This window comes from Pseudoalteromonas sp. S2755 (genome assembly GCF_005886535.1).
In the GTDB taxonomy this organism is placed as follows: Bacteria; Pseudomonadota; Gammaproteobacteria; order Enterobacterales; family Alteromonadaceae; genus Pseudoalteromonas.
This window is the reverse complement of the sequence record NZ_PNDS01000035.1, coordinates 1-19,333: the sequence shown is the minus strand read 5'-3', so window position 1 is coordinate 19,333 and position 19,333 is coordinate 1. Positions and strand designations below refer to the sequence as shown.

At 44.3% G+C, this 19,333-nt stretch carries 19 protein-coding genes; 6 read left to right on the top strand and 13 right to left on the bottom strand.

What is annotated here, in order from left to right:
* Window positions 1–82: 82 nt before the first annotated feature.
* The 3 genes from CWC03_RS07310 to CWC03_RS07300 all read right to left on the bottom strand — a co-directional run bounded on the left by CWC03_RS07310 (window position 83) and on the right by CWC03_RS07300 (window position 3,969).
* On the bottom strand, window positions 83–1,216 hold the full coding sequence (locus CWC03_RS07310; protein ID WP_138581203.1) for a response regulator: 1,134 nt from the start codon (window positions 1,214–1,216) through the stop codon (window positions 83–85).
* 158 nt (window positions 1,217–1,374) lie between these two features.
* On the bottom strand, window positions 1,375–3,342 hold the full coding sequence (locus CWC03_RS07305; RefSeq protein ID WP_138581202.1) for a hybrid sensor histidine kinase/response regulator: 1,968 nt from the start codon (window positions 3,340–3,342) through the stop codon (window positions 1,375–1,377).
* A 138-nt stretch (window positions 3,343–3,480) separates the two neighbouring features.
* A complete protein-coding gene (locus tag CWC03_RS07300) occupies window positions 3,481–3,969 on the bottom strand; it encodes a GNAT family N-acetyltransferase (protein ID WP_138581201.1) in 489 nt (162 codons plus the stop codon).
* Window positions 3,970–4,036: 67 nt separating this feature from the next.
* Here CWC03_RS07300 and CWC03_RS07295 point away from each other — a divergent pair, with 67 nt between their 5' ends.
* The 4 genes from CWC03_RS07295 to CWC03_RS07280 all read left to right on the top strand — a co-directional run bounded on the left by CWC03_RS07295 (window position 4,037) and on the right by CWC03_RS07280 (window position 5,980).
* Window positions 4,037–4,588 (top strand): glutathione peroxidase, encoded by a 552-nt coding sequence (locus CWC03_RS07295; protein WP_171040220.1) that lies wholly within the window; start codon window positions 4,037–4,039, stop codon window positions 4,586–4,588.
* Between the two features lie 64 nt (window positions 4,589–4,652).
* Window positions 4,653–4,934, top strand: coding sequence for a peptidylprolyl isomerase (locus tag CWC03_RS07290; RefSeq protein WP_010377362.1), 282 nt, complete (start codon window positions 4,653–4,655; stop codon window positions 4,932–4,934).
* Between the two features lie 99 nt (window positions 4,935–5,033).
* Complete coding sequence (locus CWC03_RS07285) at window positions 5,034–5,612, top strand: glutathione S-transferase family protein (protein WP_138581199.1); 579 nt, start codon at window positions 5,034–5,036, stop codon at window positions 5,610–5,612.
* 11 nt (window positions 5,613–5,623) lie between these two features.
* Complete coding sequence (locus CWC03_RS07280) at window positions 5,624–5,980, top strand: DUF2750 domain-containing protein (protein WP_010605663.1); 357 nt, start codon at window positions 5,624–5,626, stop codon at window positions 5,978–5,980.
* Window positions 5,981–6,023: 43 nt separating this feature from the next.
* Here CWC03_RS07280 and CWC03_RS07275 read toward each other — a convergent pair whose 3' ends face one another.
* The 10 genes from CWC03_RS07275 to ndk form a co-directional block, all read right to left on the bottom strand.
* A complete protein-coding gene (locus CWC03_RS07275) occupies window positions 6,024–6,410 on the bottom strand; it encodes a VOC family protein (RefSeq protein ID WP_138581198.1) in 387 nt (128 codons plus the stop codon).
* A 206-nt stretch (window positions 6,411–6,616) separates the two neighbouring features.
* Window positions 6,617–8,086, bottom strand: a complete 1,470-nt coding sequence (gene der, locus CWC03_RS07270) for a ribosome biogenesis GTPase Der (protein ID WP_138581197.1) — start codon at window positions 8,084–8,086, stop codon at window positions 6,617–6,619.
* Window positions 8,087–8,160: 74 nt separating this feature from the next.
* Window positions 8,161–9,342 carry an outer membrane protein assembly factor BamB gene (gene bamB / locus CWC03_RS07265; RefSeq protein WP_138581196.1) on the bottom strand — a complete coding sequence of 394 codons (1,182 nt, stop codon included), beginning with the start codon at window positions 9,340–9,342 and terminating at the stop codon, window positions 8,161–8,163.
* A 9-nt stretch (window positions 9,343–9,351) separates the two neighbouring features.
* Window positions 9,352–9,969 (bottom strand): YfgM family protein, encoded by a 618-nt coding sequence (locus CWC03_RS07260; RefSeq protein ID WP_095728661.1) that lies wholly within the window; start codon window positions 9,967–9,969, stop codon window positions 9,352–9,354.
* A 9-nt stretch (window positions 9,970–9,978) separates the two neighbouring features.
* The gene (gene hisS, locus CWC03_RS07255) at window positions 9,979–11,256 is read right to left on the bottom strand and encodes a histidine--tRNA ligase (protein WP_138581195.1); all 1,278 of its coding nucleotides are present in this window, start codon (window positions 11,254–11,256) and stop codon (window positions 9,979–9,981) included.
* Window positions 11,257–11,435: 179 nt separating this feature from the next.
* A complete protein-coding gene (gene ispG / locus CWC03_RS07250; RefSeq protein WP_010377346.1) occupies window positions 11,436–12,554 on the bottom strand; it encodes a flavodoxin-dependent (E)-4-hydroxy-3-methylbut-2-enyl-diphosphate synthase in 1,119 nt (372 codons plus the stop codon).
* 5 nt (window positions 12,555–12,559) lie between these two features.
* A complete protein-coding gene (locus CWC03_RS07245; RefSeq protein ID WP_249313971.1) occupies window positions 12,560–13,411 on the bottom strand; it encodes a RodZ domain-containing protein in 852 nt (283 codons plus the stop codon).
* An 8-nt stretch (window positions 13,412–13,419) separates the two neighbouring features.
* The gene (gene pilW, locus CWC03_RS07240) at window positions 13,420–14,913 is read right to left on the bottom strand and encodes a type IV pilus biogenesis/stability protein PilW (RefSeq protein ID WP_138581193.1); all 1,494 of its coding nucleotides are present in this window, start codon (window positions 14,911–14,913) and stop codon (window positions 13,420–13,422) included.
* Window positions 14,914–15,054: 141 nt separating this feature from the next.
* A complete protein-coding gene (gene rlmN / locus CWC03_RS07235; protein ID WP_039494386.1) occupies window positions 15,055–16,191 on the bottom strand; it encodes a dual-specificity RNA methyltransferase RlmN in 1,137 nt (378 codons plus the stop codon).
* 195 nt (window positions 16,192–16,386) lie between these two features.
* Entirely contained in the window at window positions 16,387–16,818 is a 432-nt protein-coding gene (ndk, locus tag CWC03_RS07230; protein ID WP_010377338.1) for a nucleoside-diphosphate kinase, read from the bottom strand.
* Window positions 16,819–17,402: 584 nt separating this feature from the next.
* On the opposite strand from ndk, the gene trhP reads away from it, so the two are divergent.
* Window positions 17,403–18,761: a prephenate-dependent tRNA uridine(34) hydroxylase TrhP gene (gene trhP / locus CWC03_RS07215; protein WP_138581191.1), complete on the top strand. Its 1,359-nt coding sequence runs from the start codon at window positions 17,403–17,405 to the stop codon at window positions 18,759–18,761.
* 2 nt (window positions 18,762–18,763) lie between these two features.
* Window positions 18,764–19,009 carry a YfhL family 4Fe-4S dicluster ferredoxin gene (locus tag CWC03_RS07210; protein ID WP_138581190.1) on the top strand — a complete coding sequence of 82 codons (246 nt, stop codon included), beginning with the start codon at window positions 18,764–18,766 and terminating at the stop codon, window positions 19,007–19,009.
* The last annotated feature ends 324 nt before the right edge of the window (window positions 19,010–19,333 follow it).

Genomic DNA, 19,333 nt, shown 5'->3' with positions numbered 1-19,333 from the left:
AATCACGATAAAAAAGCTGCGCTATAAAAGCTAAAGAAGTCGCGCTAAAGCGCGACCTACGGCAGTATTGGAAGTAGGGTTGCTATTCTGAGCGTCGTGAGAGTAGTTTTAAGTCTTCTTCGATATCATGGAAAGCGGTTTTCACTTCTCGCACACTTTCTTCTCGTGCGACTGAACTTTGAATCGCTTTATCGACGTTTTGATAGATAAACATCTCCTGATCTTCATCTAGACCCATCGTTGGAATGCGCTCTTCGAATAGCTCTTGTAATGAACGGAACACTTCTTCGTTTTCTTGACGATTTTTATCAAGCAACGACACCATGCTGTTAAACTTACCTTGTACCATTTTTATCGCTTCTTCCAAATCTTCATGTTGCTGTACTAGCTTGCGTTTTGTAGAAATGGCAATCAACTGTTGCTCCGTTACACTGGCAATAAAACAAATATGATCTCGCAATCTCCCGTGTTTATCAGGATCGTCTCCCGGCATATTGAGAATCAAAATACTCAAAAACGGATAGTTAACCAATATGCGATTGGTAAATTCATGTAACCGTCCTTTGGTGTGTAAGATCTCAAATAATTCAACCACGATTGGCGAACAAATACCCATAGTTGCAAAGTGATGCTTTTGTCCCTCAAGCCGAACCTCAACATTACAATTAAGTCCCAGTCCCTTTAAACATTGACATAACGCTTCTGCCAGCCGCGGGATCGTTTCTATGTCACCGATTTGCTCAATGTAGGTAACAATTTGCCCCATTTCACTGCTATTAGCCATGGCGCTAAATGCCGTGGAGGTTGCATCCTCAATTTGCTGAGCCAGAATATCTTTTTCTAATAGCATTTGGTTCAAGTTCGTTAACTTAGCTTTTAACTCACCTTGGCCAAACGGCTTAACAATATAATCTTCAGCACCAACCGAGTAGCCTTCCATTCGCTCTTCAACTGAACCTCTTGCCGACACAAACATAACAATAATGTGCTGTGTGTTTGGGTTGGCTTTAATCGCCTTACATACCTCATAACCGCTCATCTTTGGCATGCTTACATCAAGTAAAATAACTTGAGGATCAAACTCTTCAACCACAGCTAGACATTCATGACCGCTATCAACGGTTTTTAAATCAAAGTCTAAGTCCTCTAAAATCTCTTCAATGATTTCTAAATTAAATGGTTCGTCGTCAACAGCTAAGATTCTTCGTAAAGCCATAAATGGATGTCCTTCCTTCGTTGATTTACAATGGGAAAGGTACTGCGGGGAAAAGGTAACTTACGGTCTATGCTTCAACAGCTCCCAACCACATTGTATTTGTACAAGCTCTATTATTATTTATAGACGCTTACTCAACGCCTTTCCAATCACAACAATTACATCGTATTACTCTCGAGATGCTCTGTTAAAGGTAGACTCACATTAATACACGCACCGCCCTCAGGATTGTTCTCTGCATAAATCTGCCCTTTGTGCAGTAAAATAAACTCTTTACAAATAGCAAGGCCTAACCCCGTGCCGCCAGCACCACTGTCTGTTTTACTACTTTGTACGAACTTGGCAAAAATTTGTTCCAATTCATCATCAGGAATACCAACTCCTTGGTCGGTGATCTTGATATGAATATCTTGATCTTTACAACTTAGCAGCACTCTCACCTCACTGCCTTCAGGGCTAAACTTAAGCGCATTACCTAATAAGTTTCTGATCACTTGGTTCATTTGCTCCGGATCGCAAAAGGTCATCACGCCTTGCTCTGGCTTTTCAAAGCGAATTTTTATCTTTTTCTCAAGCGCAGTACCGGATACATCTTCAATGCCGCTTTGGATCACATTAACCAAATTGTGGAAACTTGGATTAAATGGGAAACGTCCCGCGTCTAACTTTGATAAATCAAGCAAGTTATTAAGTAGTACTAATAGGCGCTCACCACTGGTTTCGATACGAGATAAATATTTTTTGAGCTTATCTGTAGGCACCTCTGGAGCCGTGAGTTTATCTAAACCAAATCGAGCGAAACTTAATATGGAGTGCATTGGCGTGCGTAGCTCATGAGACATATTGGCTAAAAATTCAGATTTTGATAGGTTGGCCGCTTCCGCCGCCTCTTTAGCTTTTTGTAACTGTGCCGTTCGAGCTTGCACCTCAAACTCTAGCAACTCTTTGGTTTCTTCTAGCACTTCTTGCTGTTCTTTAAGCTTTGAGACGTTTTTAAAAATGACCGCAAATGCCATATCACCGTGATGATCAATTTCATTAAACGTTCCCATTAAAGGAATGCTGCGCTCGCCAGCTTTTGGCAAACTCAGCTCACAGTTAAAGTGCTTTAACATACCAACATGCTTCATTAAATCGCGCAATTGCGATACTGATATTTCATCGAAGAGCTCAAAAATCGATAAAGGCTGTAATTCTTCTTGTGTAAGTTCAAACAACTCACAACACGCGTCATTAGCTTCAATGATATGGCCCTGACGGTTGAACAACATAATCGGATCTGGGGTATGCTTGTAAATCACTCGCAACAGACTATCGCGTTCTATCAATGCGTCTACCGTATCCTGTAGACGCTCAACTAGCTCTTGATTATGACGCCTCAATAACTCCGTTTGCCATAGTTTATGTAGGCTTTGTAATAGATCGCTCTCATCAAACGGCTTGATCAGAATGTCCTCAACCCCTTGACGTACAGCCTCTAACATATCCACTTGATTAACCCGGGAAGTCATCAATAAACAGCGGCAGTTATGATGCACTTGACGTACTTTATTAAACACATCTAAACCTGTGTCTTTCTCTAGATTAAAATCACAGATCAAAAGGTCGACCGACTGTCGTTCAACGACTTGCATCGCTTCATTAAGTGTTGTGGCGGTTGTGACTGCTAATTGTGCACCACGCAAGCCATTGGCCAAGGCTTCAAGACGAGGAGTGTGATGGTCAACCAGCAACACTTTAGGCAGCACTAAGGTATTAGTAGAACCTATTTCCAGTAGGCGCTCAAGTAAGCCAGTAATATCTTTATTGGCAAAGAAGGGGTAGATAACAATACCATTTGGCAGGGCACGGTTAATTTCGCTGAACGACTTCAAGTGTTCAGCATTATCAGGTTTAGGTGCCAGCAACACTAACTTATCGTGATCCCTCAGTTGATATAACGCTTGGAGCTTACTGGCAGGCACCCCATGAGCAATAACAACAACATCAAATTTATCAAAATCGAGATTTGCTTCTAGGCTCCGGTAATGCACATGCTCTACCTCACCACCGAGTAACTCAAATAATACCTTTACTCGCATCGCTTGCACACTGCTGCTGTCAATAATCAGCACGCGATTCGTCATAACCAGATCCTTTACCGATAATTCTGAGATCCAGTTTAGTAGAAGAATCACAAGACGCTAAAAAATAGCACTATTTTGATACGTTCCGCGCCGCGACTACACTTACTTTTTGAAACAATAGTCCAATGGCATATCAAACTAAGCGAGAGACTTGCCCAAAATCGTTAAGCTATAGTGATTACCATCCATGACCGCGACATTGGGTAACTCTCCCCATTTTTTATAACCGTGCTTTTCAAACAAGCGGATACTGGGGAGATTATGAGAAAAAATAAAGCCAAGTAACGTTGTAATAACCAGTGTTGGTGCTTGCTGCTCAGCAAAATCCATGAGTTTACTACCTAACCCTTGGCCTTGTGCGGCTTTTGCAAGGTAAATACTCAACTCAGCTGTACCATCGTAGGCAGGACGCCCATAAAAGCTGCTGAAGCTTACCCATGCAATCACCTCATCCTCCTGCTCTACTACATAAATTGGACGATTTTGTGTATGTGCGGCGAACCAACTTTGCTTTTGTGCTACGCTTACGGGCTCCGTATCCGCCGTGACTTGGCGGCTCGGTATCGTTTCGTTGTAGATGGCTACAATGGCACAAAGGTCATGCTGTTTAGCGAGTCTAATATTCATGAAAGCTGATCAAGGTAACGAATATTTTCGTATCATAAGAGATAACATAAATAAAAGGAAAGCACTGATGATAAAAAGTCTTTCGATTCTGAGCTTAGCGCTTGGTTTCCTAATCTCGAGTAACGCATATGCAAAGACATCCAGCTGTGATGATTTTACCAATGTTGAGCTGCGAAAACTGCGTTCTGACGACTCACTTAACCTGTGTGAATTTAAAGACAAACCACTCCTCATCGTAAACACAGCCAGTAACTGTGGGTTTACTGGTCAGTTTGAAGGCCTAGAGCAACTACATCAAAAATATCAAGATAAAGGCCTGATTGTGCTTGGGTTTCCCTCTGATGACTTTTTCCAAGAAGAAGACGACGAAAAAGAAACTGCAAAAGTATGTTTTATCAACTACGGCGTAACCTTCAATATGTTTGCGACATCGGAAGTTAGGGGCTCTGATGCCAACCCCATTTTCCAACATTTGAATGAAGTAACAAGTTCTCCAAACTGGAATTTTTACAAATACTTAGTGTCAGCTGATCGGAAAACAATTAAGCGTTTTAACAGCCGTACTAAACCTATGTCTGACGAGCTCACTAGCGAAATTGAAAAACTCTTGCCTAGATAAGCTGATTTTTTAACGTACCTAGATTAGAATAAAGTATGAATAATAAATAATCATCGGAGAAATTATGGCAATCGCTAGTGCAAGACACATCCTAGTAGATAGTGAAGCGCAATGCATGGAGCTCAAAGAACGCATTGCAGCAGGGGAAGATTTCGCAGAAATCGCAAAGCAGTACTCCAATTGCCCGTCGGGCCAAGATGGTGGTGCGCTAGGTGAGTTCGGACCAGGCATGATGGTGCCTGAATTCGATAAAGTGGTTTTTTCAGCCCCAATCAATCAAGTACAAGGCCCAGTGCAAACGCAGTTTGGTTTTCACTTGCTTGAGGTAACCAGTCGTAGCGATTAATTCGCTTGCGAAAAGTGAATCACTTCGCCATCATTCCTTAATACCAACTCGCTACATTTACTGAATGAGCGAAAGTTATTTAGTTGAAGGAATGATGGCATGAAACTTATCGGTTCGAACACCAGTCCATACGCCCGTCGAATTAGAATGTGGGCCGCGGCTAAACAGCTCCCAATGAGCTACCAGCACATAGATATATTTTCTGAAGCAGGCCATGACGAACTTATTCGCCATAATCCTGCTCGTAAGATCCCATTTTTAATAGATGATGCCCAACTTATTTGTGATTCAAATCTGATTGTTCGTTATCTCCGTGAAAAACATCAACTTCCATTTCCCAGTTGGGATCAAGAAAATTGGCTGATCCTTATCAATGCCTGTAATGACTCTTTGGTGGAACTGTTACTTAGTAAGCGCTCTGGTTTTGACATTGAACAAGATAAACTATTTTTTAATCTACAGCGGGAACGAATTGACCATACCCTGCACTATCTCAATGAAGAGTGTGTGACAGAAGAGTTTTTACACTGTGATTATCTCCAAATCAGTTTATACTGCCTCATTGATTGGGTTCTATTTAGAGAGCTCGTCGACCTGAGCGATTACACCAACCTGATGGCATTTCATGACCGTTGGCAAAGCCAAGCAATCGCCCAGCAAACTGATCCACGAAATTGAGAACACCTATGATGAATGAAGAAGAAATTGGCTCAGAAGTCAGTGAGTTTATTGAGCAAGTAAAAAATACTGAAAGCGTTTGGGCACTTAGCTCTGATGACGGTGGCATGGTTGTGGTCGACTCAAACCAGTTTGACGAGACTGATGTGTTATTGCTGTGGGATAGTGAAGAAAAAGCGCAAGCTCAATGTCGCGACGAGTGGAGTGAGTTCTCGCCGATGAGTATTGATGTTGAAAGTTTTCTTGACGAATGGGTACTCGACCTAAAAGAAGATGATGCTCTCGTTGGTCTAAACTGGAACGATGACAACGTTTGTGTTGAAATCGAGCCCGTTGGTCTTGCTAGACTACTTGTCGATATAGAATAAAGGCAAATAGCCCCAAAATGGCGCTCAGCTTTTTTGAGTGCCACTATTCACCAGGTTTTGACACCAAAGCAACTAAAGTCCCTTCAATGGCTCTTACATAAGCTTGTGTTACTCTGCCCTTTTGGTTTGGTGGGCTTAATGGCTCAGCCCCAGCGGCTACCGCCTTATCATAGCATTCAGGGACATTTTCACAGCTGATGCTAATTTCAAAACCAAGTGCAGGCTGTTTAGGATGGCAACGAATATAGTCTTGCCTAAACTGTGATTGGGCTAATGGATGACTGGCAAAGGCGAGTTTCACTTCTCCGGTGTCTAACTCACCATAATCCCCTTCATCGGTCATATCAAAAGTGCTCAAGCCAAATGCTTGATAGTAAAAATCCAGCACTTCCTCAACACTTTCTACATAAATCACCGTTTTGGCAAACACCTAAGCCTCACTATCAATAAAATCTAATGTAACTATATATAACTTAAGCACAAATGTTGGGCAAGGTAAAACAAAGTGAGAGAGTTCTGGGTTAACGTTAATTATAGTCAGATGTGGAAACAGGAATCGGTTGGATAGATATGGAGCTTGTGTTTAGCTCGACGCACTAACCAGATGGCGTCGAGCTAAACTTCACGCAAAGAGCCTTACGACTTATTGCGGTTTTCTTTTGCGAATGCGCGAAGCTTACGCTTTTGCGATAGCGTCATTTTGTTTGAACGACCAGCGTAAGGGTTATCCCCTTCGCGGAATTCAATCTTAATCGGCGTACCCATTACGTTAAGCGCTTTACGATAGTAGTTCATCAAATAGCGCTTATAGCTATCTGGCAGTTCATGCACCATATTGCCGTGGATAACAATACGCGGCGGGTTATAACCACCTGCGTGAGCGTACTTAAGCTTCACCCTACGTCCACGAACCAGTGGAGGCTGGTGATCCGCCTGAGCCATATCCATAATACGACGTAACATTGCCGTACTTACTCGCTTAGTCGCTGATTCATAAGCTTCGTCAATCGACTCAAACAAGTGACCAACACCTGTACCATGTAATGCGCTGATAAAGTGCAAACGAGCAAAATCCACAAAGCCCAGTCGTCTGTCTAGCTCAGTTTTAATACGCTCTTTGACATAGTCATCAAGACCATCCCACTTGTTTACCGCAATAACCAACGAGCGACCCGCATTTAGTGCAAAACCAAGTAGACTCAAGTCTTGATCTGAGATCCCCTCGCGCGCGTCTACAACGAGCAATACCACGTTGGCATCTTCAATCGCTTGCAGTGTTTTGATAACCGAAAATTTCTCTACGACATCGCTGACTTTCTTACGTTTACGTACACCAGCGGTGTCGATTAACACGTACTCTTTATCATTGCGCGTCATCGGAATGTAAATTGAGTCGCGCGTTGTGCCCGGCATATCGTAAACGATAACGCGGTCTTCACCTAAAATACGGTTGGTTAGTGTTGACTTACCAACATTTGGACGACCGATAATCGCGAGTTTAACAGGCTTGTCTTCAAAACCTGTTTTACCGTCTTCGACTTCTTCACCTTCAAGGTAAAGCTCGGCGATATCTTCATCGTCATGCTCAAGCTCTTCATCTTGAGCCGTAAGCTCAGCGATAATCGGTTGTAGCGTCAACTCTAATAATTGAGTAACACCACGACCGTGCGCGGCGGCGATCTGTTGAACGTCACCGAGCGCTAGCTGGTAAAACTCAGCACAGTTGGAGTCAGCATCAATGCCATCCGTTTTATTGGCGACAACAAAGCAGTTTTTCTGTTGTTTACGAAGGTGCTGCGCGATAGCTTGATCAGCAACCGTCATACCTGCGCGCGCATCCACCAAAAATAGCACAATATCCGCTTCTTCAATTGCAAGCAGCGACTGCTCGGCCATTTCAGTTTCAATGCCTTCTTCAGAGCCATCGATACCACCCGTGTCTACCACAATAAACTCGTAGCCTTCATAGTTTGCTTGGCCGTATTTACGGTCGCGAGTCAGACCCGGAAAGTCAGCAACTAACGCGTCACGAGTACGTGTTAAACGATTAAACAGTGTGGACTTACCCACATTAGGTCGCCCAACCAGAGCGATCACAGGAAGCATAGACTACCTCTTTTAAAAACAACAAAAGGCTTCGCAAAAGCGAAGCCCCATAAAATATCTAAAAATTCAGAAAGTTACTGCGGAATTTGAACTGCGCTAAGTTCACCATCACGCGTGTAAACAAATACTTTGCCATCAACCACAATCGGTTCGACAAAAAAGCCTGAACTATCAAACTCGGTACGCGATACCAACTCACCAGAGCTCTTATCCAGCCAATGTAAGTTACCTTCCTGATCGCCAACCACTACGTAGTTGCCAGCAACCGTAGGAGCGGTTAGATACCAACCGCGCAGAGCAGGTTGTGTCCAACGTTCAATACCAGAGTTTTTGTCTAGTGCGTACAGTACGCCGTCGCTATCAACCAAATAAATTACGTCAAGATCGAGTGTGAGGTCTCGGTAACTACTGTACTCACGATCCCACACTACATTGCCGCTGCGCACATCAATAGCGACTAGTTTACCATTATAGGCGATAGAATACACATATGCGCCGCTTACAATGGGTTTAGTATCAACATCGACCAAACGTTCAAACTCAGAAGCCCCTTTTGCAATTGCAACATCCGAGCTCCAAGCGGTAAAACCGTTTTCAGCGATCAGTGCGGTTAACTTGCCACTTTCTTCGCCAACCAATACACCACCATTCGCGCTCGTTGGTGAGCTTAAACCACGTAATGTCAGCGCAGGAACTTCTTGCTCATAGTGCCAACGCTCTTCACCTGTATCTGGGTGCAGCGCAACCAGCTTGCCTGAACCTAAGTTAACGTAAAGAAGACCGTCACCTGCAGCTGGCGCAGACAGCGCTTCACCTGGTACTGACTTACGCCAAACGATTTCGCCAGTTTCACGGTCCAGCGCAAAAACCTGTCCGTGCTCAGAACCAACATACAGTTTGCCATAAGCTTGTGTGATCCCACCTGACAGCTTCGCACTGTCACTGTCTTCCCATGGCCAAAAGCTCTTATTCTCACGAACATCAACTCGCCACTTTTCTTCACCTGTTTGTGCGTCAAATGCTGTCACTAAACCTTCACGGGCAGCTGCAAAAACAGTGCTTTGATAGCTTACTGGAGATAAGCGTGAAAAGTAGTGCTCAACCCCGTCACCAATCCCCTCTTGCCATACAACAGCGGCGTCGAATTGATTGTTGATCTCAGGGAGCGTTAACTCTTCTTCATCATCACTTGAAGAGCAACCCGCGGTGAGTGCTGCAACACATAAAGCCAATGAGGCCATCGTTAACTTCTTCATGGCAGCTCCTTAAACCGTTGTCTTTTGTGCAAGATCATCCAGTTTAATTTGCAGCATAGGATTGCTATTGCCTTCCGCTGCTTCTAATGCCGATTGATAAGCGCTTCGTGCTTTATCTTTGTCGCCTTGAGCAAGGTAAATATCACCTTGGATCTCAGCAAGCTGCGCCTTAAACGCTTCAGGCATTGGCTTAGCCAGTGTTGCAAGTGCTTGTTCGTATTGAGACTGAGACGCTTGTACACGTGCAAGTCTTAACAACGCCGTTGCTTTTAGCTCAGCGTTGGCTACATTATCAGCCGCCCAAGTTAGCTTCTCAGCAGCTAGTTTAAGATCGTCTTTGTCGATTGCCTCTTTAGCAGCAACGAAAGCTGCTAACACGGCGTAGTTAGAATCTGCATTTGCAGCAACAAAAGCGTCGCTTTTTGCTAGTACATCGTCACTTTCAACAACCTGGGTGTATGCTTCGGATGCTGCTTCTGCACTCTCGATCTGGCTTTGGTTATACGCTTTCCAGCCATATAAACCACCTAAACCAAGCACAGCACCGACTACAATCGTTGTGCCATTTTCACGGAAAAATCGTTTTATTGCTTCTGCTTGTTGTTCTTCTGTTGAATAAATTTCCATTCTAACCTCTTAGCTTACCAGCTCTGCTAACAGCGTTTTTACTTCTGCAAGTGGTAAGGTGATTTGTTCTTTCTGTTCACGCAGATACTTCACTGTCACTTTGCCTTCAGCGAGTTCATCTTCGCCTAGCACTAGCGCAATAACAGCATCGCTTTTATCTGCACGTTTAAATTGTTTCTTGAAGTTGCCACCGCCACAATGAACCATCACGCGAAGGCCAGCAATATCATCTCGTAATTGCTGTGCAACCACTGGAGCTTGAATAGCCGCTTTGTCACCCATCGCAACGACGTATACGTCTGCATTACGACGAATATCGCCCACACACTCCAACGTCTGTAGCATCAAGACTAAACGCTCGATACCCATCGCAAAGCCAACGGCTGGTGTTGCTTTACCGCCAAGCTGCTCTACTAAGCCGTCGTAGCGGCCGCCAGCACATACTGTGCCTTGAGAACCTAAGCTTGTCGTCACCCACTCAAATACGGTGCGGTTGTAGTAATCTAGGCCACGTACCAGCTTTTCATTAACTTGGTATTCGACGCCAGCTGCGTCTAAACGTTCACACAAATTAGCAAAATGTTCGCGTGATTCATCATCTAAGTGTTCAGAAAGCTTAGGCGCATCAACAAGTACAGCTTGTACCTCTGGATTTTTGCTATCCAACACACGCAGTGGATTGCTATACATACGGCGCAGACTATCTTCATCAAGCGCTTCTTTGTGTTGCTCCAGATATGCAATCAAAGCATCACGATATTCAGCACGCGCTTCATTTGACCCCAAAGAGTTGAGCTCAAGCGTAACATGGTCCTGAATGCCAAATTGCTGCCATAGACGCGCCGTCAATAAGATCACTTCGGCATCAATATCTGGTGTTGCTATACCAAAGGTTTCAACGCCAAATTGATGGAATTGACGGTAACGGCCTTTTTGCGGTCTTTCATGGCGGAACATCGGTCCCATATACCAAAGGCGCTGTTCTTGGTTGTATAGCAAACCATTTTGATTACCCGCACGGACGCACACTGCTGTGCCTTCCGGACGTAGCGTTAAGCTATCGCCATTACGGTCATCAAAGGTATACATTTCTTTTTCGACGATATCGGTTACTTCACCGATAGAGCGCTTAAATAGATCGGTCGACTCAACGACTGGAAAACGGATCTCTTGATAACCAAATGCCGCTACTGTGTCTCTTAACACCGATTCTACTTTCTGCCAGACCTGCGTGTCACCTGGCAGACAATCATTCATTCCACGGATTGCCTGAAGTTGTTTAGTCACTGAAAACCCTAACTTAAATTTGTCACCAACCGATTTCCTGCTGCTTTAGCCCTTTAACTAAATACGCTAAAACAGTCTCATCGCATTGGTTTTATTTCTTTAATGCCATTTATCGTCGTGCAGTCTAGCACGCCGTGAGAAAGCGCGAAAATTCGCTTATCTTAACGATTACACCGGTATCAGTCGATGATTTTTACATCGATTTTTTCTTCGCTTTCTTTTTTCTCTACATATTCTCGGATCTGAGACTCTAATTGAGCGACAATATCATCATTATCAATCCGTGTCTTTTGGCGCTCGCCATTAATATAAAGGCCTGAACGGCGATTTGCGCCAGCAAGACCTAAGTCACTGACAAGTGCTTCGCCAGGGCCATTTACCACGCAACCAATCACAGAAACCGAAATTGGTGTGACGATATCTTCTAGTCGCTCCTCAAGCTGATTCATAGTATTCACTACATCAAATTCTTGACGAGAACAACTTGGGCAAGCAATAAAATTAATGCCGCGCGAACGAATTCGCAGCGACTTTAGAATATCAAAACCCACTTTGATTTCTTGCACCGGATCAGCCGCCAGTGAAACACGTAATGTATCACCAATCCCTTCAGCAAGTAGCATACCTAGACCAACTGCCGATTTAACCGAACCAGCTCTAAAACCACCAGCCTCTGTGATCCCAAGGTGCAGAGGTTGGTCAATCTCTTTTGCCAGTAACCGATAAGCGCCAACGGCTAAGAACACGTCGGAAGCTTTTACTGAGACTTTAAACTGATCAAAATTATGGCGCTGGAGAATTTCGACATGTCGCATCGCAGACTCAAGCAAGGCTTCAGGTGTTGGTTCACCATACTTTTCTTGCAAATCGCGCTCTAGTGAACCGCCATTCACGCCAATACGAATTGGAATGTTGTGCTCACCCGCCGCATCAATCACTGCACGAATACGGTCTTCACTGCCAATATTACCTGGGTTTATCCGTAAGCAGTCGGCACCATACTTAGCCACTTGTAATGCAATACGGTAATCGAAGTGAATATCTGTGACGAGTGGAATATCCACTTGCTCTTTAATGCTTTTGAATGCTTCAGCTGCATCCATTGTCGGCACAGAAACACGGACAATATCCGCCCCGGCGTCTTGGATAGCTCTAATTTGTGCCACCGTCGCATCAACATCTAGAGTATTAGTGTTTGTCATAGACTGTACAGCTATCGGTGCGCCATCACCAATAGGCACATTACCGACATAGATCCTTGTTGATTTTCTACGCTTTATAGGTGGTTCTGAAAACATGCTGACTACTCTGTTAACGGTAAATTGAATTTAGCTAGACGGTTTTTAGTAAACGCAGGCAATGACACTGGTTTGCCGTCAAGCGTGACCTCTACGGCCTGATGCTTGCCGAGTATAACAGAAAAAGGGGCCTTACCTTCAACTGTCATGGTATATCCCGCTTTTTTAACACCAAACGCAACTCGCTCTTGTGTTGCGTCAAACATTTCAACCCAACTTTCTTCGTTAAAATGCATGACTACCGTGCTCAATGCTGGATCTCGTTTTACCGCTTGCGGTTTCGCTTCAACAGGTGCTGAAACCTCCGTTTCGCTCACCTGCGACTCGCTTTGCGGGGCTATTTCATTGTTTTGCTCAGAAGGTAATGCCATCTCATTGGCCGCTGGTGTTGTGATGTTTTCAGCTGGCGTCTCAAGCTGAGTAACCGGCGTTTCGGACACCATTTCTTGTTCTGAGCTATTAGTCTGCCAAAACCAAAATGCCGATGACCCCAGTACGATAGCCAGCACGATGTAGCTCACCATCATTAGGCGGTTATCGTGGGCTTCTTTGTGAGTGCGGCGAGAAAAGCTTTGCATCCGCTTTTTCTGTAGCGGCAACTCTGGCGATTGATATTTAGCCAGTACTTCTACAGGGTTTAACCCCAATAGCGCCGCGTAATTTTTGATATAGCCACGCACAAAAGTTTCAGGCCCTAGGTCTTGATAGTCATCCTGCTCGAGCTTGGTAAGTTGGGCGTGGGTCATCTTTAAACGCGATTCAATTTCAGCAAAGCTGATCCCAGCATTTTGTCTTGCCGTTGCTAAAGTTTGCCCGAGTGAAGGCTGCTCTTGTTCAGGTGCTTCCTGCTCTTTCATTGTTTGGTTCATAAAACGTAATTTGTTGGGTCTACAATTAATAATCCGTGGCCTGCTTGCAGCGCCACATCAGGAGTAAGTTTATTCCATCGCATAATTTCATCGATCAACACACCATATCGATCGGCAATACTGAGCAAAGTATCTCCCGCCACAATTTCATGCACAACATTGGGGTTATTAAGATACACCTTTTGACCTGCGTACAATCTTGCAGATTCCCGCACTTGATTATATTCCATCAATTCAACCATTTTAATGTCGTATTTGACTGAAATACTAAATAGGTTTTCACCTGCAATAACAGTATGAAAAGGTACCTGAGGAGGCGCAACATCACGATTTAATAACGGTACACTTGTACTGCTTGACGATGTACTCGCTAACACTTGAGGCTCGCGTGAGCGAGGACTAAATGTGACTTCCGATGGGTCCGGTTGATAAAACTCAACCCGAGCTTCAGAGTCCTGACTCACGTTCACTAAAGACATGCTTTTTGCCTCTTCAGGTTTTGCCGAAGGCGCAAAATTATTGGTCTCAGCGGGTGAATCAACGGTGAATGATTGGGTTGAATTCGATTGCGTTTTCTTACGTTTAATTTTAATTTTTGGATTTGCAACAATATGATTGGGCGATGCCTCGGCAAGCTTATTTAACTGTGCTTCTCGATAGCGATTGCGCAACCGTTCAAATTCACTTGCAGCAATGTTATCAGTTAAGATAAGCCCTGCTTGGGCAGATTTGGGGTAACTTTGCACCAAGGTCGTGGCGATGTCTTGCGCCTTCTGTAGGTGGCCCATTTGCACATGTACTAAGTGTCCAAGCATTAAGCTTCTTGGTGAAATAAATCCACGCTTGGCAACATTATCAAGCACATCTTCTGCTCTTAAGAAATCGCTGCGAGCATAGTACAGGCCCGCGAGCGCAAGTTGCGACGATATCTGCTGAGCGTTATGCTTAATCGCACTTTGCAGATACTCCTCGGCCAGGGAATACTCATTTTGTTTCAGCGCACACAGCGCCAAGTTTTCATAGCTTGCCGATACCCGCAAATAACTTGGTACCTCTATCGCTTTGAAAAAATATTGGCTCGCCTTGTCATACTGACCAACTCGACAAAGAAAAGTACCGTAGTTGTTTAGGGTGTCAGGGTTATCAGGCTCAATATCTAAAGCCGCCTGATAAGCGTTATCAGCGCGTTGCTGCTCACCTACCTGCTCATAGTAATACGCCAACGTATAATGGGCTTCGGCCAATTTCGGCGCTAACTGTAATGCTCGCTCTAAATTAAATTTGGCTGAGGTGGTGTTACCTGAGTTGAGATATTGAAGTGCCAGTGCAATGCGAGTTCTTGCGGCATTGGTGTTATTGACTTGTTGTTCGGCCACAGGACGCCCGTCGGAGCGATAACTACTCTCCGTCACACAACCTGACAGAACTAAACTCGCGCCTGCGAGAATGGATGCAGCCAATCCTGTTTTGCGATAATTTCGCGATTGCATCACTCACCTTTGAATGCCACTGGGTTCTATGTGTGCCCTATATTACCCAAAAGGCTAAGAGATTCATCTATTTTTTGTAAGATAGTCAGAACTTATCTGTTGTTAAGAAGAAATGAGCTGGGTTTACCCAGCTCATTAATATTATTGTGCGCTCACATTGACAGCAATGGCATTATCGTCACGCTGTTTTTTCTTAGCTAAACGTTTGGTTCTGTCTACAACATCACCTACTAGCTGTCCACACGCAGCGTCAATGTCATCGCCACGGGTACGACGCACGATACAGGTAAGTCCTGCCGCTTGTAGTACCTTAGAAAACCTATCGATACGGCTGTTGCTCGAGCGGCCATATTCATTACCTGGGAACGGGTTAAATGGGATCAGGTTAATTTTTGACGGCGTGCCTTTGAGAACTTGCACCAACTCATGGGCATGATCTGTACTGTCATTCACGTCTTGTAGCATCACGTACTCAATGGTGACGTCTTTATTTGCTTTAGAGCCATCGATATAGCGACGGCATGCTGCTAAGAACTCTTCAATCGGATACTTTTTGTTGATTGGTACAAGCACATCACGTAGTGGATTGTTTGGCGCATGTAGCGAAATCGCCAGTGCCACATCAATCTTTTCTTTCAAGATATCAAGCGCTGGTACCACGCCTGATGTACTTAGCGTGACGCGGCGCTTGGATAAACCAAATGCCCAATCGTCCATCATCAGCTCCATCGCTGGTACAACGTTATTTAGGTTTAACAGAGGCTCACCCATACCCATCATCACGATGTTAGTAATCGGGCGTTTAGTGCTATCGCCTTTATGTAGACCAATGTCGGTTGCCACGCGCCAAACCTGACCAATGATCTCAGACACTTTTAAGTTACGGTTAAAGCCCTGCTGCGCCGTTGAGCAAAAAGTACATTCTAGCGCACAACCAACTTGGGAAGACACACACAATGTTGCTCGATCTTTTTCTGGGATCCACACAGTTTCAACTTCTTGGCCGCCTTCAAGTAATAGAGCATATTTTATAGTACCGTCAGAAGCCACTTGCTTTACTGAAATTTCAGGCGCCTTAATCTCACACTCAGCTTGCAAACGCGCACGCAACTTTTTATTCAGATTGCTCATGTCATCGAAGTTATCGATACCAAAATGATAAATCCATTTCATCACCTGATCCGCGCGAAATGGCTTCTCGCCATATGATGCAAATAACTCGCGCATCCCCTCGCGATTTAAATCAAGTAAGTTAATTTTTTTCTCAATAGTGGTCATGAACAACCTCGGTTAAAGACGGTAAGAACAGCTAAATTGCCAACAACGCATTGTACAAAAAAGCAGCAAACATCACAAATAATGTAACGTGTTTTGTGAAGTAGTGTGATTACTTTACAAAGCACGCTTATCCCGTAACTTAGCTGCGGGACAAAAAAAGGGCTCGAAAGCCCTTCTTTGGCACCAAGTCTCGAATTAACGAGTACGTGGGCAGATCTCTTCTTCAGCGAAGAAGTAAGCGATTTCGCGAGCAGCAGACTCAGGCGCGTCAGAACCATGTACTGCGTTCTCGTCGATGCTGTCTGCGTAGTCAGCACGTAGCGTACCAGCTAGCGCTTCAGCAGGGTTAGTAGCACCCATGATTTCGCGGTTTTTACGAACTGCGTCTTCACCTTCAAGCACCTGAACCATTACTGGACCAGAAGTCATGAAAGAAACTAGTGCACCAAAGAAAGGACGCTCTTTGTGCTCTGCGTAGAAACCTTCAGCTTTCTCTTGAGAAAGGTGAACCATTTTTGATGCAACGATTTTAAGACCAGCAGACTCAAAACGGTTGTAGATAGCACCGATGTGGTTTTTAGCTACAGCATCAGGCTTGATGATTGAAAAAGTGCGCTCTAAAGCCATCTTTTTTGCTCCAAAATATTATTGTGAATATTAACGGGCGCGAATTATACGTGTTTTGGTAGAAAAAACCTACTATCTCGAGCCGCTTTCTTTGCGAAGAAACGAAAGTTTGGTGAATTATTTGTCGATTAAATACGCAGAATTGCCAGCCGAAGCCTTAACAACAAGGTCACTTGCCCTTCCTTGCACAATGTCAAAAAACCTGATCTACATCAAAATTACTTACTTAGCTTTCTTCTATACTGCGCCGCTTTTTAGAATCAGCACGCGAAATCACTCAACAGCTGACCCGTAATTAGGGCCTGTTTATCTTTCAAGTTTGTTTTTGCAGCAGTGTGATTGGTATTTATACAAGGCAGAGCCTGCGTAGCATAGTTGTTCTATGTGAGTCAGGCGATAACACAGTAGAAATGCCAATCAAGCGCTGCCCTTTGGGTTCACCTGAGTGCGCTTTGTTCATTGTTGCTCAACTTTTGCCTAGATTACTAGGCGGCAAGTCGAGCGTCGCGACCAAAACACACTCAGGAGAACAAAAATAAAACAGCAAAGGTCAACAGGCCCTAGTTCAATGTATGAGGTAAACCATGTTTGTACCAGAACTTCTCTCTCCTGCCGGCAGTTTAAAGAATATGCGTTACGCTTTTGCGTACGGTGCCGATGCTGTTTACGCCGGACAACCAAGATATAGCCTGCGCGTACGTAATAACGAATTTGACTTAAGCAACCTCGAAATCGGAATCAACGAAGCCCATCAACAAAACAAAAGGCTCTATGTCGTATCAAATATTGCACCGCACAATGGCAAAGTGAAAACTTACTTGCGTGATATTGAGCCTGTTATCGCGATGAAGCCAGATGCGCTTATCATGTCCGATCCCGGGCTAATTATGCTGGTGCGCGATAAGTGGCCAGACATGCCAATTCACCTATCCGTACAAGCGAATGCCGTTAACTATGCAGCAGTGCAATTTTGGGCCAAACAAGGGGTTGAGCGGGTTATTCTTTCTCGCGAGTTGTCGCTACAAGAAATAGAAGAAATTCGTACATTGTGCCCAGATACTGAGCTTGAAGTGTTCGTTCACGGCGCCTTATGCATGGCTTATTCTGGTCGCTGTTTATTGTCGGGTTATATCAACAAGCGCGATCCAAACCAAGGTACGTGTACCAATGCTTGCCGCTGGAGTTACGATGTGAAACCTGGTCAAGAAAACGAAACCGGGGATGTTGTCCATAAGGTCGATCCAAAAGCGATTATTCCAACCTTAGGGGAAGGTCAACCAAGCGACGAAGTGTTTATGCTCGAAGAGCAAGGTCGACCTGGTGAATACATGCCAGCATTTGAGGATGAGCATGGTACTTACATCATGAATTCAAAAGATTTACGTGCTGTCCAGTATGTTGAGCAACTGACTCGCATGGGCGTGCATAGCCTTAAAATCGAAGGCCGTACCAAGTCATTTTATTATGTTGCTCGCACCGCACAAGTCTATCGTAAAGCCATTGATGATGCTGTTGCGGGTAAACCATTTGACCCAAGCTTAATGAAGACCCTAGAAAACCTAGCCCACCGAGGATATACCGAGGGCTTCTTGAAACGTCATGTACATCAAGACTATCAAAATTACGACTACGGCCACTCAGTATCTGATCAGCAGCAGTTTGTTGGTGAAGTGCTAGGTCGCACTAACAATGGCCTCGTTGAAATTGAGGTTAAAAACAAGTTCTGTACTGGTCACAGCTTAGAATTGATGACGCCTAAGGGCAATATTCACTTTAATCTTGAACACATGGAAAATAAAAAAGGCGAGACGATAAACGATGCCAAGGGCTCTGGTCATATCGTCAAAATTCCACTGCCAGAAGACATAGACTTAAGTCACGCCATTTTAATGCGCAATTTAGGCCAAAGTGAGGACACTCGTAATCCTTTTAAAAAGGCATAACGATGGCGCTACTTATTACTGATAAATGTATCAATTGTGATATGTGCGACCCTGAGTGCCCTAATCAGGCTATTTACATGGGCGATAAAATTTATCAAATTGACCCTGATAAATGCACCGAATGCGTTGGTCATTACGATACACCCACCTGTGTGAGTGTCTGCCCCATTGATTGCATCAAACCAGATCCAAATCATAAAGAAAGCCTTGATCAATTAGCCGAAAAGTACCTTCGACTCACTGAATAACAAGATGAAGCCACGCGCTTCATCTTGTTAGCCTCTCAGCTCCCCCCTCTTCCCTACCTCACGATAAAAATTTCCAAACCTGAGGTTAGGATAAGGAATGATCTAACCCTCTGTTTTTAAAATTACATTAAATTACTTTCTTATCTAGCTAGAGAGTTTTGGGGATAACTCCACTCTCGCGTCCTGCTACCGCCCAGGTACCTACATCCTTGTAGGCAAGGCGAATTTACGCACCAATAGCTGGCTATTGGAAGTGAATTCAACACAGTTAGCGCTAAAACTGGCTGCTAGAAAGGCATTAATTATCCGCAGCTAAGGTTCATT